This window comes from Pseudomonas sp. MHK4 (assembly GCF_054600775.1).
In genome coordinates, this window is the sequence record NZ_BAAIAK010000001.1 from 306,003 (window position 1) to 323,429 (window position 17,427).

The window sequence follows — 17,427 nt, forward strand, 5'->3', positions numbered from 1 at the left end:
TGGCCTCATCGCTGGCAAGCCAGCTCCTACAGGGTTTTCCGGTGTTCACAAAACCAGTAGGAGCTGGCTTGCCAGCGATAGCGATCTGCAAGGCGCCGCATTACTCCCCGACAAACCAGCGGAAATACGGATTGCCCCCATCCCCGCGCATCACCTCGCGCACATCCCTGGCCCAGGCATCCCTATCACCGTCATAGGCATGCAGGCTCGCCCGATAAAACTGCATCAGGCGCTGCCGATGAGCATTCATGCGCTCGTTGAACCCGACATCGGCATTCACCAGCGGCGCTGCGATGTGCAAGTCCAGCAGGGCCGGCAGCACGCGGCTGATTTCCTTGGTCCGTACCCACGGTGCGTATTCGATTCGCGGCTGATCATCCGTCACTGCCGGTGCGTCAGCGGCGAAGCGCTCCAGGCCGGCGCGATCGGTCACCCAGGTCGCGAGCAATGCGGCGGCCGAGCCAATGCCGACGTCCTGCAAAGTGCTGCGCACGCTATCCTGCTGGAAGCGCTGGTTGATTTTCGCGGCATCCAGCTCGATCGGCTCCATCGAACCCACCAGCAGCATCTCGTGGAACTCGCTGGTCCACAGCGTGGCGTACGGGAAGACATCGAGGAAGCTGCGTACCAGCGAACGCGAGTCGTCGATGTTCTGCGTAGGCAACGGCAACCACTGGGCGACCAGGCCTTGTTTGTGCAGGCGACTGGCAGCCAGTTGATAGAAATCCCGGGAATACAGGTTGACCACGCCGGCCGCGGAGGGTGGTGGCGGTTCGAGGGTGATCAGGTCATAGCGTTGCGGGTTGCGCAGCAGTTCCTGGCGACCGTCGCGCAGGCGCACGTCGACACCCGGATCGGCTGCGGCATTGAAGTTGCCCTTGAACAACGGCGCGGCCTTGACCACCGACGGCAGCAGTTCGGCGACCACCCGGTGCTCGAGGCCCGGATAGCGGGTGAGGGCGCCTGCGGTGATGCCCGTGCCGAAACCGATCACCAGCGCCGAACGCGGTTCGCCGTTGTGGATCAACAGCGGCAACAGCGCCTGAATCCGCATGTAGCGCAGCGAAGGCATGGCATCGCCGGTATTGGACACGCCCTGGATGTACAAGCGCTGGAACGCCCGCTGGCCCTTGCCCTGGCTGACCACGGCCACGGTGCCGCCGCGTCCTTCCTCGTAGAACGCGAGGGTGCCGTTGCGCGCGCCGGGCAGCAGGCTGGCCAGTTTGTCCACCGGTATCAGCAGTGCCAGCGCCAGCGAGACCAGGCCGACTGCGATCACGCCCTGGCGCCGACCTTTCTTCACGCCGTGACCTCTGCGCACCGCGAAGTAGCCGATCCCGGCGGCGATGATTGCCAGCAGTCCAAGGGTTCGAACCAGGCCCAACAGCGGGATCAGCACAAAGCCACAGAGCATCACGCCGACGATGCCGCCCAGGGTATTGAACGCCACCACCTCACCGACATGGCGCCCGACATGGTCGCGCCCGACGCTCAAGCGCAGGGCCACGGGAAACGCCGCGCCGAGCAGCACGGTCGGTACGAACACGATGCTCAACGCGACCACGGCAAAGCGTACGCTCATGCCCAGCAGTTCACTGGCACCCCATGACAACACCCAGGCTTCGGCCACGCTTTGCGCGAGCACCAGCCAGCGCCCCAGCAGGGCAATTTCCAGCAAGGCAATCAAACCGGCACCGGCGATCAGCAAGCCGAACACCCCCCAGGGATCACGCAGGCGATCGACCCGTCGGGCGAGCAGGGCGCTACCGAGGAACAGCCCGGTGAGGTAGGTCGCCAGCACCACGGCAAAGGCGTAGGTGCGGGTACTCATGAACTGCACGATGGATTGCGACCAGACCACTTCGTAACCCAGGGCCACGCCGCCGGCAATCGAGTACAGCCAGAGGGCCAGGCGATCCGGCGCCTTGTCGGCGTGATGCTTGACCGGCGCCTCAACCGCTGGCGTGCGATGGCGCTGGAACCACAAGGCTCCAGCGGCGGCCAGCAGGTTGAGCATCGCGGCGGCCAGGGCACTGCCGCGCACACCGAGGGTGGCAATCAGCACGAACGCGGCGAGCAGGGTACCGGCGATGGCGCCGGCGGTGTTGGCCGCGTACAGGTGTCCACCGGCCTTGCCCAGCTGCTGCGGGTCGCTGGCCAAGGAGCGAACAAGGACCGGCAGGGTGCCGCCCATCAACAGCGCGGGAATACCCACCAAGGCAAAGGGCAACACCCAGGCCAGCAGGCCGATGTGCTGCTCCAGCCAGGCAAACGGACTGGCCGCGACGCTCATGGCGAAGGTCGCGCCGACACCCAGTATTGCCACCAACACTTCCAGCCCGGCATACAGCAGCACCGGTTGCTGCAGGCGGTCCGCCCAGCGACCGAACAGCAAGCCACCCAGTGCTAATCCTGCAAAAAATGCGCTGATCCCGGTGGTGATTGCATACACCTCGACGCCCACCACCAGCGACAGCTGCTTGATCCACAGCACCTGGTACACCAGCGCCGCGGCGCCGGAGACGAACAGCAACAGGGCGGGGATCAACAGCGCCGGGGAGGCGACGTGAGGGGCAGGTATGGCCGACGACTTGCTGGCGACACGTGAGGACATTGCGGATTGCCTTATACAAAACCCGATTTAACACCATCCCTGTAGGAGCTGGCTTGCCAGCGATAGCGGTGGTTCAGCCAACCTCTTCGTTGACTGCAAGTCCGCCATCGCTGGCAAGCCAGCTCCTACGGGGAATGTGTTCGCATTCCTAAAATAGTCCGCTCGCCGGTAAAGGCGAGCGGCGGTCAAGCGGTCTTACTGTGCAGCTTTCATTTTTTCAGCGATTTTCGCATCTACCGCAGCACGGATCTGGTCAACGCTGAAGCTGGCCGGTTTCTGGCTTGGTGGATAGTCGATGAAGGTTTGCAGGAACGCCGCCGACTTCATGACTGCCATTTCAGTCAGGTAAACGTTCTTGGTGGTCCAATCGTAGTATTGGTCGGAAACGATGTCGGCCCTTTCGTACGGGTCCATCCGCAGGTTGAAGATTTTCGGTACGCGCAGGCATACGAACGGTTCGCTCCAGACTTTGAAGCCGCCAGGTGCGCGCTGCTCGCAGAATACCGCCTTCCAGTTATCGAAGCGCATCGACACCAGCACGCCGTCGTCGTTGAAGTAGTAGAACTCCTTGCGCTCGCTTTTAGGCTGTTGGCCGGTCAGGTAAGGCAGCTGGTTGTAACCATCCAGATGCACCTTGAAGTTATTACCGCCGGAAGTGGGCGCCCAGCCTTTGAGCAGCTTGTTTTTTACGTCAGGCTCACCCACGGCAGCCAGCAAGGTCGGGAACCAGTCCAGGCCCGAGAACATCTCGTTGGACACTTCACCCGGTTTGATTTTGCCCGGCCAGCGAATCATGGCTGGAACCCGGTAGGCACCTTCCCAGTTGGAGTTCTTCTCGTTGCGGAACGGCGTGGTCGCGGCGTCCGGCCAGGAGAACTGGTTCGGGCCGTTGTCGGTGGTGTAGACGACGATGGTGTTGTCGGTGATTTTCAGGTCATCGAGGGTTTTCAGCAGTTTGCCGACGTCGCCGTCGTGCTCAAGCATGCCATCGGCATAGTCGTTGCCGGGCATGCCGCTCTGGCCCTTCATCGACTCGCGCACGTGGGTGAACAGGTGCATGCGGGTGGTGTTCATCCAGACGAAGAACGGCTTGTCCGCCTTGGCCTGTTTCTCGATGAACGCTTGCGCCGCCGCCGTGGTTTCGTCGTCGATGGTTTCCATGCGCTTGGTGGTCAGCGCGCCGGTGTCTTCGATCTTGCCGTCGGCGAAGCTGTGGATCACGCCACGGGGTGACACGGCCTTGACGAACTCGGGGTCGTCCTTGGGCCAGTACGGACGCTCGGGTTCTTCCTCGGCGTTAAGGTGGTACAGATTGCCGAAGAACTCGTCGAAACCGTGGTTGGTCGGCAGGTATTCATCCTTGTCGCCCAGGTGGTTCTTGCCGAACTGACCGGTCGCGTAGCCCTGGGATTTCAGCGCCTGGGCGATGGTGATGTCACGCTTTTGCAGGCCGACCGGTGCGCCCGGTACGCCGACCTTGGACAAGCCGGTACGCAGCGGCGTCTGCCCGGTGATGAACGACGATCGTCCGGCGGTGCAACTGTTCTCCGCGTAATAGTCGGTGAACATCATGCCTTCCTTGGCAATCCGGTCGATGTTCGGAGTCTTGTAGCCCACCACGCCCATGGAATAGGCACTGATGTTGGTCTGGCCGATGTCATCGCCAAAAATCACGAGAATGTTGGGTTTATCGGCGGCCCCGGCAGTTGCCGAAATCGCCATTACCGAGGTCGCCACCAAGGCGAGTTTCGGTAACCAATTGCGTATGCGAGTCATCTGACTTGCTCCTTTTCACTGACGTCGCTCGGTGCGACAAACGTTTATTGCGGTCCTGCGTCACGCTTTGTTATTGCACTTGCCCGGGTGTGGCAGCATCGAACGGATAGATCCGGCCCCATTCGGCGGCCATGTCGACGACGGTCCAGCCACGTTTGTTTGCTTCGTCCAACGCCTTGTCCAGGCGGCCAATCTGCGATTGGCGGTCATAGGCCCATTCGCGCTTGGCGTCGGTGTGATGCACCAGCCCCATGAATCGTTTGCCCGACCCGGCTGCGGTCCACTGCAGCATCTGCAGGTCGCCGTCGGAGTTGCCGAAGGCGAGAATCGGTCGACGGCCGATCACCGCGTCGATGCTCACCGGCTTGCCCGGCCCATCATCGTTGTGGGCCAGTTTCGGAGTGCGCAGGATCGATGCCTGGCCATCCTTGTAGTCAAAAGTGGTGACGAATGTAGTGCCGATCACTTGCTCGGGCGGGATGCCGTAGACCTTTTCGGCGAAGGCGCGCATGAACGCGGTGTCACCACCGGAAACGATGTAGGTCTTGAAGTTCTGGCTGCGCAGGTAGTCGAGCATTTCCAGCATCGGCTGGAAGATCATCTCGGTATACGGCTTGCCGGTTTTCGGATGGCGGGCCTGGGTCAGCCAGGTCTTGGCGTAGTCGTCGAAGGCTTCGGTGGTCATGCCGGTGTGGGTCGCACCGAAGATTTTCATCATGCCCTCGAGACCGCTGGCGGCCAGGGCCTTGTGATCGTTTTCCAGTACGGCCTGGAACGGCTGGGTGGTTTTCCACTCCGGGTGCTGCGCTGCGGTGCGCTTGACCTCTTCCAGGGCAAACAGAAACTCGAAGTACATCGGCTGCTCGCTCCACAGGGTGCCGTCGTTATCGAATACGGCGATACGGTCCTCGGGTTTGACGAAGTCCTTGCTGCCTTGATCGGTCACCGCCTGCACGAACTCGATGATGTTCTTTTTCGACGGACCATCATTCCAGGAAGGTAGCGGCTCAGCGGCCTGCACCAGCAATGGCAGGCTCAGGGCAAGGGTCAATAGAAACCGGAAAGCGTGAAGTTGGCGCAGCGATACGGAGCTCATCATGGGAAATCCTTCTCGTGAACGGGGTTGAGTGGTCGCAGTGCGGTAGCGACTGATTCTTGGTTGTGTTCGGCCTGACTATGCAGCGTAGTCAAGGATTTCTTGAGTTGGTGCAGCGCCTGATCTTTGGTCGGCTGGCGGCCGTAGCACGCACGCAGGAATGCTTGCAGGCGCGGGCCGAAGCCCGTCAGCTTCAGACCGTTGCGGCTGCGGCGGGTCCACAGGTACAGGGCGCCGAGTTGTGGCGGTTGGCCATCAAGTTGCGACGGGATCTGGCGCCAGGCGTAGTCGGGCGATTGCAGCCACGCCGCGTGGCGGGCGCGGCGCCGGGCCTGCCAGGCGAGGTGCGCGCGATGCACATACGGGCGGGCAAACCAGGCGAGCAATGCCACGCCGAACAGCAGCGCCAGCAGGCTCAAGGCAAATCCCGAGAGGTGCAGACGATTGCTCTGTCCAAGTTTTTTCAGGTCGTCGCTGATCGAGAACACGGGCTTGTAAGCGCTGTTGGCGGCGGCGTCGAAGCTCACGGCGGGAACCTGGGCGGTGCGGGTCTGCTGGCTACTGGCGTCCCACCATTTCACTTCGATCGCTGGCAAGCTGTAGTGGCCTTGGGTGTCGATGCGGTAGGTCACGCTGTCGATGCGCTCGCCGCCGGTGAAGTTGCCGCGTCCGTCGTCCAGATTGCTGATTAGTGGGCTTTTCGGGTATCGGCTCAGGCCGCTGACATCGCCCAGGGACGGCGTCGGCAGCGACATGGCCAGGGTTCCGTCAGCCTGAAGCGTAAGCTCTCGGGTGAGGCTGTCGCCAACTTTCAGCGGTGTGGCCGAATTGATGATCTTCTGGCTGAACCGCAGCCCTTGAGCGACCAGCACCGGTTCGCCGGGCTGGAACCCCGGCGGTTGCGTCGCCGTGAAGTGCAGCGGTTGGCTTTGCGCCGTCAGTTCGGTGGTGGCCTGGCCCGGAGTTACCCGTACGGTCAGCGGCGGAATATCGAAAGCCTGGGCCACGTTTGGCGTGATCAGGTAGGTGTAGCGCATGCCGTTGAAGGATTTGCCGTCGAGTGTCTGGTTCAGGTGTTCGGCGTGGCCATCGGACGGCATCACCAGCGCGCCGGGCAATTTGAGGTCGGGCAGGGTCGGGGCGCTGGTGAACCAGGTGTCGGTGAGTACATCCAGGCGCAATGCGACGAGGCTGCCGACCATGGCGGTGTTGGCGGGTTGCAGGCTGGCCTCGATGCGCAGGTCGGGTTCGGCGGCGAGGGTGGTTGTGCTGATCAGCAAAGTGAGCAAGAAGCCGATTTTTCGGGTGATTGTTCTGACGCCATCGCTGGCAAGCCAGCTCCTACAGTTGTGCGGGGTGCGGCGCATATCGCCTGTAGGAACTGGCTTGCCAGCTATGGGTGCGACTCGGTTTTTCAGGTTGATCATGGCTTCGCCCCTGCCTGATCCTGCAAGCTGAACTTCTGCTTCAAGAACTTCGCCGGCGATGTCGTCAGGTTCTGCAACCACTGTGCATCCGAAGCAGCCTGTTCGGTTTGCACCGGTTTGCTCTGGCCCTTGCCCGCAGCCTTGTCCATCTTGATGTCGTCCGGCTTGACCTCGGGGGCGTTTTTCTCGGCGTCTTCGGTGTCTTTCTGCAAGGCGATGGCCAGGGCCAGGTTGGCCGTGGCTTCAGGGAACTGTGGCTGCAACTTCAGCGCCTGGGTGTAGGCCGCGATGGCCTGGTCGAACTTGAAGCGGCGCACGTAAATATTGCCCAGGTAGAAATACGCCTGTGGCGTTTCCAGCCGCGCGAAACTGGCCAGGGCCAGGTCGAAATCCGCGGCGTTGTAGGCAGCGATGCCTTTCCAGTAGGGGTCGACGAAATGCGCGGCGGCCTGGGGGAAGTGTTCGTGCTCGAATGCCCAGCGACCCTGCTGGTCCGGGGTGAAAAACGCGTCGGTCAAGGCGTTGGCATGTGCCGGAGCGGGTTGTAGGCCGACACCCACGGCCATTAGCAAACCGGCCATCCAGTTCAGGCTCCAGCCCCTGCGCACACTGAAAAACGCCAGCAACAGCAGCGGCCAGCACAACCAGTAACCGGCATCTTTCCAGTGCAACTCGCGCTGTTCGTCACTGGCACTCTGGAAATGCTGTTGGGCATGCAGGTCAACCCAGTCGAGGTCGTCGTTGTTGAGCGTCAGGCTGCCAAGTGGTGCATCAAGCGTCGAGGCGAGTTGCTTGATTGCGGCCTGATCGAAACTGCCCAGCGCCGGGCGACCATTGCTGTCGGTGCGCGGCTGGCCATTGGCATCGTGGATGATGCCGCCGTCCTCGCTGCCAACGGCGAGGATCAGCACTTGCAGGGCGCTGTCGGCCAGTTGCTTATCCAGGCCGGCCAGTGCCGAGGTGTCGGCGCCGTCGGTGACCAGCAGCAAGGTGCCTGGGGTTTTTTCCGCCGCCAGCAAGCGCTTGGCCTGATCGATCACCGCGCCGACGTTTTTCCCCGGTTTGCCGATCAGTTCGGTGCCCAGCGCCTGGATGAAGGTGTCGAGCAGGGCCGGGTCGTCCGTCGGCGGCAATACCAGGTGCGCGCTGCCGGCGTAGGCGATCAGCGCGTTGCGCGCACCGGCGCGACGCTGGATCAGGTCATGCAGCTTGTGCTTGGCCGCTTCCAGGCGACTCGGTTGCACGTCGTTGGCGTCCATGGACGGCGACAGGTCAATGGCGATGATCAGCGGCGCTCGGTTCTCCAGGAAGTCCGGGCGATCCTGTTCCCAGGTCGGCCCGGCGGCGGCAACCGCGCCGAGTATCAACAGTGCGCAGACCAGATGCACCGGGCGCAGCCATTGTTGATCCCGCGGGGTAATCAGCAAGTGCGGCAGCAGGTGCTCGGCGATGTTGCCGCGCAAGCGCCGCTGCAAGTCGCGGCTGCGGCGCCACAGCAGTGGCAAGAACGCGGCAAAAGGCAGCAGCAACAGCCAGAGTGGGCGCAGGAAGTGGAAGTCATTGAGGTTGATCTCCATTTCAGGCCTCCTGCCGCTGACGCGCGATGGACAGGCGTGGAGACAGCATGGCGATCAGGTGATAGAGCGCGAGCAGGGCGATCGCCAACCCGAGCGGCCACCAGAACAGATCGCGTTTGGGTTGATGGCTGAGGGTTTTCACCTGATGCGGGGTGAGCTGGTCGAGGGTGCTGTAGACCTGATCCAGAGCGTTGCGGTCTTCGGCACGGAAGAACTTGCCGCCGGTGGCTGTGGCGATTTGCTGCAAGCCCTGCAAGTTGACCTTGGCTTCACCGGAAGCATCGGGGTCGCCAATGCCGATGGTGTGGATCACCACGCCTTTGGCCGCGGCCATTTCGGCTGCGTGATCCGGGGTGATGGCGCTGCTGGTGTCGTTGCCGTCGGTGAGCAGGATCACCACTTTTTCCTGTTCATGGGCCTGATCGAGCAATTTCAGGCTCAGGCCTATGGCATCGCCGATCGCCGTGTTGGGGCCGGCCATGCCGATGCCGGTGTCGTCCAGCAACAGCGACAGGCTGGCGTGATCGAGGGTCAATGGCGCTTGTGGGTACGCGCCGCTGCCGAACACGATCAGGCCCAGGCGATCCTCTTTGCGTTTGTCGATAAAGCCATGCACCACTTCCTTGACCGCGGCCAGGCGATTGATCTGCTGGCCATTGGCGTCGGTGAAATCGGTGGTTTCCATGGACTGGGAAATGTCGATGGCCAGCATCAGGTCGCGCACCGGTTGCTGGCGTTCGATGGGTTTTTCCACGTACACCGGCCGGCACGCCGCCAGCAGCAACAGCGCCCACACCAGCAGGTTCAGGAGCAATTGCCAGTGATTGGTGCGAGTACCGGCCTGGCTCGGCGCCTGGCCGACCGCGCGGCTCATGGCGCTGAAAAACGGCACACGCACCGCGCTGCGTGCCTCACGGTAATCAGGCAGGTAGCGATAGCCCAGCCACGGCAAGGGCAGGAGCAGTAACAGCCAGGGGTAATCAAGCTGCCACATGATGATGCTCCACCCAGGTTTTGCAGGTGTTGAACAGTTGCTGGCGCTGTTCGTTTGGCATGGCGCGCAATACGGCATCGGGTGCGTAGGCGAGTTGCGCCAGTTGCTGGCTCAAATCGGCGGGCAAAGGCTGTTTACTGTGGCGCTGCAAAAAGGCTTGCCAATCCGCATTCCCAAGCGCACCGGGATCCTGTAGGAGCTGGCTTGCCAGCGATGGGGCCCTTGAGTCGTGTGGTGTTCTGGCGGCCGCCTTCGCTGGCAAGCCAGCTCCTACAGGAGGGGTGTTCGGCATGGAGATGGCTGTGCGCTTGAGCAATTCTGGAAGCTCGCGTAATGCATTCAGATCATCACTGCGCTTTTGCAACTGCGCCAACCGCACCAGCGCCTCACGCCGATAACGGTCTCGCCGCCATTGCCGGTAACGACGCGCGCTCAGCAGCAGAACCGCAACCACAAACACCGTCAGCAACACCCACCAACCCCAGGTCTGCGGCGCATAACTGACCGGCGCGGGCAGTGCGATTTCCTTGAGTTGCTCGATGCTCGGGATATTCGGGTTCATCGCCGTGCTCCCGCGCGCTTGCCCAACTCGGCGCGCAATTGTTCGTGCGCTTGGGTGGCGGTGCTGAACATCATCAACGGCACCTGGCTGCGCCGCAGCAGCGTCGCCACGTCCTTGAGCCGACCGCTGAGAAAATCACCCAAGGGCTGGTGCACCTGACGACGTTCCACCGCCAGTTCCACCTGCAACTGGCCCTGGGTGATCAGCAGGCGGCCGTTCCTGGGCAGGTTCAGCGCCAATGGATCGTAGACCTGCATGGCGATCACATCGTTATGCGCCGCCAACTGCCGCATCAGCTGCAAGGTGCGCTCACCGGCGCCGGCAAAGTCGCTGACGATGCAGATCAGATGATCATGCCCGGCCAGCGCCAGACACTGCTGCAAGACCTTGTCGAGCTGGTCTTCGCCTTCGGCGTCGGCATTGGCCGCATTCAGTTCCTGGTTCTGTTGGGCGATGCGGCTGCACAACGCTTCGATGCGCTTGCGGCTGCGCAGGGGCGCGATGCTGTCGATGCGCTGATCGTTGAACACCAGTCCGCCAACCCGATCCCCGGCGTTGAACACCATCCACGCCGCCAGGGCGCCGAGTTCGGCGGCGACGGCGGATTTGAAGCTGCGTTGCGAGCCGAAAAACATCGACATGCGCTGGTCCACGACGATCAACGCCGGACGGTCGCGTTCCTCGGTGAAGGTGCGCACCACTGGTTTACCGGTGCGCAGCGAGGCCCGCCAGTCGAGGTGGCGCAAGTCGTCCCCCGGTTGATAGCGGCGCAGTTCATCGAAATTCAGGCCACGGCCGCGCAAGCGCGACGCATGGTTGCCGGCGAGGATGCTGCCCTGGGGTTGGCGGGCAGCAAAACTCAGGTCACGCGCCTTGAACTCCAGGGCCATCAGTTGCGCCAGAGAGACGTACACCAGGCCGTCGACATTCATGCGGGAATCGCAACCTTGTCGAGCAAACGGTCGAGCACCTGATCGGCCGTCACGCCGTCAGCCACCGCGTCGTAGCTCAGTTGCAGCCGATGGCGCAGCACCGGGTGCACCACGGCGCGCACATTATCTGGCGAGACAAAGTCCTGGCCCTGCAACCAGGCATCGGCGCGGGCGCAACGGTCCAGGCCGATACCACCGCGCGGGCTGGCGCCGATGTTGATCCAGCGCCCGAGGTCGGCGTCGTAATCGGCCGGGTGGCGGGTGGCATTGATGATGTCGATCAGGTAGCGGTCGATGGCCGGGGAAACATGCACCGCACTGACTTCCCGGCGCGCGACGAAGATCACGTCCTGGGACAGCTCGAAGCCTTGCACTGGCGCAGTCTTTGCGCCCAACGCGACTTCTTCCTCGCGCAGCAGGCGCAGCACCTGGCTCTCGTTTTCCGCACTCGGGTAATCCAGCAGCACCTTCATCAGGAAGCGGTCCATCTGTGCTTCTGGCAGCGGGTAGGTGCCTTCCTGTTCGATCGGGTTCTGCGTCGCCACCACGATGAACAGTTCTGGCAGCGCATGGCTGTTGCCGGCGACGGTGATCTGCCGTTCTTCCATGGCTTCGAGCAGCGCGGCCTGGACCTTGGCCGGCGCGCGGTTGATTTCGTCGGCCAGGATCAGGTTGCCAAACAGCGGCCCCGGCTGGAAGCGGATCTCGTTCTTGCCCTCGACCTGGTGCAGCACCTCGGCGCCGGTAATGTCCGACGGCAACAGGTCCGGGGTGAACTGGATGCGACTCATCTTCGCGTCCAGGTGTTTGGCCAGCGCCTTCACCGTCCGGGTCTTGGCCAGCCCCGGCAGGCTTTCCAGCAGCAGGTGCCCGTTGGCCAGCAGGCCGACGAGAATCTGCCGGATCACCTGGTCCTGGCCGAGCACCGCTTCGGCGATGCTCGCTTGCAGGGCGTTGAGGTCGTTGAGTGCGGTCATGTTTGCTCCTAGAAAAACGCCAGGGTCATGTTGGCGGCGATGCCGTTGCCTTCAGGGCGATTCTTGGTGTCGAACTCCGGCACCCAGCGCAGGCTGAAGTTGGCTTGGGCATCGGCGAACTTGCCGGTCCAACCCACCACCGGGCCGGCACCGACCGAACGCCCGCGAAAGCCGCTGGTGGCGCCCGCCCCGGAGTCATCATTGATCTGCTGGATATAACCCGCCGCCATACCGGCGGCCCAGCCATTGCCGAAACCGTGGGTCCACAGCAGGTCGAGGTTGAAGAGATCGCCGTTCTGATAGTCCGTGTCGTCGTTCTCGGTATAGAACTCCAGCCCGCTTTCCAGTGTGAACTCGCCGCCCTTGCCGTCGAGATGGGTGAAGGCCACGGTGGGCATGAAGGTGTAGGTGTTCTGCCCGGCGTTGGCCAGGCGATTGACGTCGTAGGCGCCGGTTGGCACGTAGATCGGCAGCGAGAACGAAATGTGGTTGACCTCGTCGAAGTGATAACCGGCGGCGATCGGCGTCACCAGCATGTCGGCGAACTGAGTGGCCTTGTCCTCGGTACCCAGGGTGCGGCCACGGGGGCCGGTGATGCTCGCGGTGACATCGGTGTACTGCACCGGCACGCCGATGGCCGAGGCGTAGTTCCAGCGACCCTTGCCGGTGTCCCAGACATGGGTGAAGTCGGCCATGGTGTAGGAAACCTTCATGTCCAGGTCGGTACTGATTGCGCCACCTATCGGTATCTGAGAGTTGCCCTTGAGATCACCGTCGTACCAGATGCTGGTCAGGGACATCACCCAACCCGGTTCCGGCGGCACGATCCCGGCATTGGAAAACACTTGTTGCCCGGTGATGGGGCGGCCAACGCCACCCTCGACTGCCAGCACGAGCGGACTACCGCCGACCAGGCACAGCGCCAACAACGGGCGCACTACGTAAGGCTTGATCATGACTTGCTCCGCTTATTGATTTTGTGGGTTAACAGGCGTCAACAACGGCATGTGCCATTGGCCGTGGGGACTTGCGGCTTTGACAGGTACAAGGGCGGATAACAGAATGCGGTGATTCATGACACTTCCTTATTGAACACGCGGCGTCATTGCACGGCCGTGATGTCGTCGAGTTTCCAGCTCTTGTCGAAATAGGGCAGGGTCGGGGCATACAGGCGGAAATAGCTGAACCAGTGTTTGCCCGGCAGGGTTTGCACCCAGTTGTTCTCGAAGCCATTGGGGGCGGTCGGGCCGAAGTACAGGTCGACCGAACCGTCGGCATTCTTCTTCAGATCCTGGCGCGACGACAGGTCGCCCTTGCGCTGCGGGTTGTCGATCAGGCAGCGGCTGTCAATGTCATACACCGTCATCGACCAGAACTGCTTGGCCGGCGGATTGGCGTCGACGTGCAGGCGATAGCTCTTCGCACCGTCGAGCCAGTTACCCTTGGCGTCGGAATAGGCGCCGAGGTAGGTCTGGCCAAGCCCCGGGGTTTTCGAAACCATGCCCTTGGTATTGGTGACTGCTTCGTAGAACCAGGCGCTGCGTTCCCACAGCTGGTCGTAGTAAGCGACCCGCTGGGACGGATCGGCGATGTTCAACACCGTGTCCCACTGCCGGTCCGGCCAGTATTGAGCGCCGGGAAAGCGCTTGGCGAAGGTATTGACCTTGGCGATCAGCTCGCCGACTTGTGCACCTTGTTGCAGTGCCTTGCGCTGGGCATCGGTGGGGTTGAACGGTTTGTCCTTCTCGATCCCAAGGCTGGCAAGCATGGCCATGTAGAAGCGATCACGTTCGTTGACCGGCTCTTGCTGGATGATCTGGTGCAAGCGTTCCCAGTACGCCATGCCCCGTGGCTGGGTGCCGGACCAGGCTTTGCCACCGGGGGAGAGCAGTTTGGTCTGGCCGGGCTCGGCACGCTTGGCATAGGGGTACATTCGGAATTGCTCGACCAGTGCCTTGCCCTTGGCCGGGTCGGGATCGAGCACGCGCAAACCCACCAGCACGTTCATGGTTTGCGATTTGGCCAAGTAGTATTTACCCGCATCGGCCGGTGGCTCGGCACCCGGTGGCAGCACCAGGTATTTGCCGCCCTTGCCTTTGTCCGGGCCGGTCTGGCCCATGTCGATGATCGCCCGTTGCCAGAAATCACCGATGCCACCTGCAGTGGGGCCGGGGGGCAGTTCGATCACCAGCGGGCCGGTTTCATTGAGATCGACGAAACCCAGGATGTAGGGCGTGGTGGCGTTGGCGGTGATCACGCCGAGCTTGTCTTCGTAACTGTCGAGCACCATCAGGTCGCCGCTATGAGCGCCCAGCTTGTCGCGAAACTCTTCCTGCCATTGCGCGTAGGACACCAGCGGCAAGGCCCACAGGTAACTCTGGGTCGCCTGCTGGAAATCCAGTTCGGCATAGAGTTTGGCAATGGAGTCATGGGCCGGCAGTTCGCCCTCCATCGTGATCTTGCCGATCCGGGTGTCCAGTTCCTGGGCGCCGACCCCGCAACTGACGAACATCGTCATCAGGCTGAAACCGGCTGCGCGAAGGGCAACGTGCATAGGGGGGTCCTTATTGACCGAAGGTGGCGTTGAGGCCGACGAGCAGGGTGAATTGCGGCATGCCATCGCCTTTTTTCTCGACGGTCCACTGCGGTTCAATAAAGGCGTTGACGATATTAGGCCCGTCTTTCCACACTTTGCCGCCACCCAGACCGAGTGGGATGTAGTGGGTTTCGTTCTTCAGGTCGAAGGTCCAGATGCCGGTGGAGCGCAGGTACCAGCCCTTTTCCAGGTTATGGATGATGAAGGGTTGCAAGGTTGCGCTTTCGACGTTGGGCCGGTCGTGATCGCCGGCGAACGAACTCTGGTATTGCACCAGCGCGCCCAACAGGCCGCGCGGTGAAGAGTCGATAGCGACCGCCGCCAGGCCGCCTTGCCATTTGCCGGCGCCGAGCTCGTCCTGATCGGCGGTGGGGGCGGTGATCATGGGGCCGATGCCCAACTGCACGCCTTCGGTCTTCACCAGGAAAATGTCGAACAGGTTCAGGTCACCTTCGCCGGTGCTGTAGCCACTGTTCGGGTCCGGGTGGGTACTGATTGGCGCCGAGCCGCGTATCAACTGCGGCACACCAATGAAGTCGTTGGGCGCAATCGGCAGCGTGCCGCGTATCAGCAAGTCATTGGTATGGATGTTGGAGTCGTAGTACCTGGGGGTGTAGTAATCCTGAGCGCTCATGCCCGGCGCGAAGTTCAGCGGGTTGTTGCTTTTGTTGGCGGTGTCCGCGTTCTCCGCCTGGGTGCAAACAACAGGCGCAAGCAAGATCGCCAAAAAAAAGGCGTGCGTCCCCGTTTTGTTCAGCATGATTCCCCGATTCCTTGGTGGCTCATTTGGATGACTCGGCACTTGGCGGCCGTTACTGCGTAAGCTCTTTCCTATCAGCCTGTAGGACATGTCTGTAGACGCTAGCAGTTAACCACTGATTCGCTAGTCGAAAGGGTTAATTCTTTGGTTTTGTCTACGAATTCGCATTATTTTTGTGTACTAAAAAGTTAATACGAATCATGGGGTTGAAAGGGGGGATGGCTGGAAATTGGCCTGTCTGCAGACCCTTGGGCGGGTAAGGCGGATAACGCGCTCGCTCCTGCAAGCGGTTGGTACCGGCAGGAGCGAGGCTTCCCGATATTTGTTGCAACCTTAGTTCTTTTTCCCCTGGCCGAATGCCCGCTCTTCCTGCTCGCGCAGCTCCGGTGTCAACTGCGCGCCGAAGTCCTCCAGTTCGAACACCTGGCGGATCTCGATCTCGGCTTCGGTGCCTGGCATCGGGTTGGGGCACCGCTTGACCCATTCGATGGCTTCTTCTTTCGATTTCACTTGCCACAGCCAGAAACCGGCGATCAGTTCCTTGGTTTCGGCGAAGGGGCCATCGATCACTGTGCGTTTGTCGCCGGAGAAACGCACTCGGGCGCCTTTGCTGCTGGGTTGCAGGCCTTCGCCGGCGAGGAGGATGCCGGCCTTGGCCAGTTCCTCGTTGTAGTTGCCCATGGCGCTCAGCAGTTCGGTGCCGGGCATGATGCCGGCTTCGGAGTCCTGGCTGGCCTTGATGATGATCATGAAACGCATGGTGTTGTCTCCGCTGGATTTGGATGGTTCATTTATAGTCGAACGATCACCGGCCAAATCGACAACGGTGTAGCGATAAACTTCTGAACACCCACAGATCCCCGTAGGAGCTGGCTTGCCAGCGATGGCGGCATCAGCTTCACCACCGTCATCGCCAGCAAACCGGCTCCTACAGATGTGTGTCACGCCACAAACCCCACATACCCCCGCAAATCCTGTAGGAGCTGGCTTGCCAGCGATAGCGGCATCAGCTTCACCACCGTCATCGCCAGCAAGCCGGCTCCTACAGATGCGTGTCACGCCACAAATCCCACATACCCCCGCAAATCCTGTAGGAGCTGGCTTGCCAGCGATGGCGGCATCAGCTTCACCACCGTCATCGCCAGCAAGCCGGCTCCTACAGATGCGTGTCACGCCACAAACCCCACATACCCCGCAAACCTGTAGGAGCTGGCTTGCCAGCGATAGCGGCATCAGCTTCTCCACCGTCATCGCCAGCAAGCCGGCTCCTACAGATGTGTGTCACGCCACAAACCCCACATACCCCCGCAAATCCTGTAGGAGCTGGCTTGCCAGCGATGGCGGCATCAGCTTCACCACCGTCATCGCCAGCAAGCCGGCTCCTACAGTGAGCAGAGACCAGAGACCAAGGAAGAGGGGGGCAAGGTTGTATGCAATTCTGTGCGCCGACACATGACAATTTATGTTTGGCCATAGGTCGTCGGACAATTTCGTGGTTAACTTCTGCCTCTTCAAAATTCTCCACCACCAACGTTCAGAAGGACTCCGTTCATGGCTCAAGTCACTCTTAAAGGCAATCCGGTTCAAGTCAACGGCCAACTGCCTCAAGCCGGTTCCAAGGCGCCAGCCTTTTCCCTGGTTGCCGGCAATCTGTCCGACGTCACCCTGCAAGACTTCGCCGGCAAGCGCAAAGTGCTGAACATCTTCCCAAGCGTCGACACCCCGACCTGCGCCACTTCCGTGCGCAAGTTCAACGCCCAGGCCAGCGATGTCGCCAACACCGTAGTGCTGTGCATTTCCGCTGACCTGCCATTCGCCCAGGCCCGCTTCTGCGGCGCCGAAGGCCTGGAAAACGTACAGAACCTGTCGACCCTGCGCGGTGCCGAGTTCATCGAGAACTACGGCGTGGCCATCGCTGACGGCCCGCTCAAAGGCCTGACCGCCCGTGCCGTGGTGGTACTGGACGAGAACGACAACGTGCTGCACAGCGAACTGGTCAAGGAAATCGCTGAAGAGCCAAACTACGAAGCGGCCCTTGCCGTTCTGAAATAAGTCGCATCATTACAATTGTTAACGGCCTGGCCCTGTCCAGGCCGTTTTCATTTGTGTTTCAGTA

General features: G+C 61.6%; 14 protein-coding genes. 1 reads left to right on the forward strand and 13 read right to left on the reverse strand.

All coding sequences use genetic code 11. The features are described from left to right. Positions 1–100 precede the first annotated feature (100 nt). The 13 genes from ACYP2Q_RS01415 to ACYP2Q_RS01475 form a co-directional block, all read right to left on the reverse strand. Positions 101–2,614, reverse strand: coding sequence for a fused MFS/spermidine synthase (locus tag ACYP2Q_RS01415; RefSeq protein ID WP_459728775.1), 2,514 nt, complete (start codon positions 2,612–2,614; stop codon positions 101–103). Positions 2,615–2,809: 195 nt separating this feature from the next. Beyond that, positions 2,810–4,390, reverse strand: coding sequence for an arylsulfatase (locus ACYP2Q_RS01420; RefSeq protein ID WP_459728777.1), 1,581 nt, complete (start codon positions 4,388–4,390; stop codon positions 2,810–2,812). Positions 4,391–4,460: 70 nt separating this feature from the next. After that, entirely contained in the window at positions 4,461–5,489 is a 1,029-nt protein-coding gene (locus tag ACYP2Q_RS01425) for an HAD family hydrolase (RefSeq protein ID WP_459728779.1), read from the reverse strand. Then, the gene (locus ACYP2Q_RS01430; RefSeq protein ID WP_459728781.1) at positions 5,486–6,913 is read right to left on the reverse strand and encodes a hypothetical protein; all 1,428 of its coding nucleotides are present in this window, start codon (positions 6,911–6,913) and stop codon (positions 5,486–5,488) included. Before ACYP2Q_RS01430 ends, ACYP2Q_RS01425 begins: the two co-directional genes overlap by 4 nt. Continuing rightward, entirely contained in the window at positions 6,910–8,490 is a 1,581-nt protein-coding gene (locus ACYP2Q_RS01435; RefSeq protein WP_459728783.1) for a VWA domain-containing protein, read from the reverse strand. Before ACYP2Q_RS01435 ends, ACYP2Q_RS01430 begins: the two co-directional genes overlap by 4 nt. Position 8,491: 1 nt before the next feature. Continuing rightward, a complete protein-coding gene (locus tag ACYP2Q_RS01440; protein ID WP_459728785.1) occupies positions 8,492–9,484 on the reverse strand; it encodes a vWA domain-containing protein in 993 nt (330 codons plus the stop codon). After that, on the reverse strand, positions 9,471–10,046 hold the full coding sequence (locus tag ACYP2Q_RS01445) for a DUF4381 domain-containing protein (protein WP_459728787.1): 576 nt from the start codon (positions 10,044–10,046) through the stop codon (positions 9,471–9,473). Before ACYP2Q_RS01445 ends, ACYP2Q_RS01440 begins: the two co-directional genes overlap by 14 nt. Next, positions 10,043–10,978, reverse strand: coding sequence for a DUF58 domain-containing protein (locus ACYP2Q_RS01450; RefSeq protein WP_459728789.1), 936 nt, complete (start codon positions 10,976–10,978; stop codon positions 10,043–10,045). Before ACYP2Q_RS01450 ends, ACYP2Q_RS01445 begins: the two co-directional genes overlap by 4 nt. Beyond that, a complete protein-coding gene (locus ACYP2Q_RS01455; protein WP_459728790.1) occupies positions 10,975–11,955 on the reverse strand; it encodes an AAA family ATPase in 981 nt (326 codons plus the stop codon). The genes ACYP2Q_RS01450 and ACYP2Q_RS01455 overlap by 4 nt, the downstream gene beginning before the upstream one ends. 8 nt (positions 11,956–11,963) lie before the next feature. After that, positions 11,964–12,911 (reverse strand): SphA family protein, encoded by a 948-nt coding sequence (locus ACYP2Q_RS01460; protein ID WP_459728792.1) that lies wholly within the window; start codon positions 12,909–12,911, stop codon positions 11,964–11,966. 146 nt (positions 12,912–13,057) lie between these two features. After that, complete coding sequence (locus ACYP2Q_RS01465; protein ID WP_459728794.1) at positions 13,058–14,509, reverse strand: DUF1254 domain-containing protein; 1,452 nt, start codon at positions 14,507–14,509, stop codon at positions 13,058–13,060. A 10-nt stretch (positions 14,510–14,519) separates the two neighbouring features. After that, the gene (locus tag ACYP2Q_RS01470; RefSeq protein ID WP_459728796.1) at positions 14,520–15,311 is read right to left on the reverse strand and encodes a hypothetical protein; all 792 of its coding nucleotides are present in this window, start codon (positions 15,309–15,311) and stop codon (positions 14,520–14,522) included. Between the two features lie 333 nt (positions 15,312–15,644). Next, a complete protein-coding gene (locus tag ACYP2Q_RS01475) occupies positions 15,645–16,070 on the reverse strand; it encodes a YciI family protein (RefSeq protein ID WP_459728797.1) in 426 nt (141 codons plus the stop codon). A gap of 792 nt (positions 16,071–16,862) precedes the next feature. Here ACYP2Q_RS01475 and tpx point away from each other — a divergent pair. Then, complete coding sequence (gene tpx, locus ACYP2Q_RS01480) at positions 16,863–17,363, forward strand: thiol peroxidase (RefSeq protein ID WP_459728799.1); 501 nt, start codon at positions 16,863–16,865, stop codon at positions 17,361–17,363. Positions 17,364–17,427 lie beyond the last annotated feature (64 nt).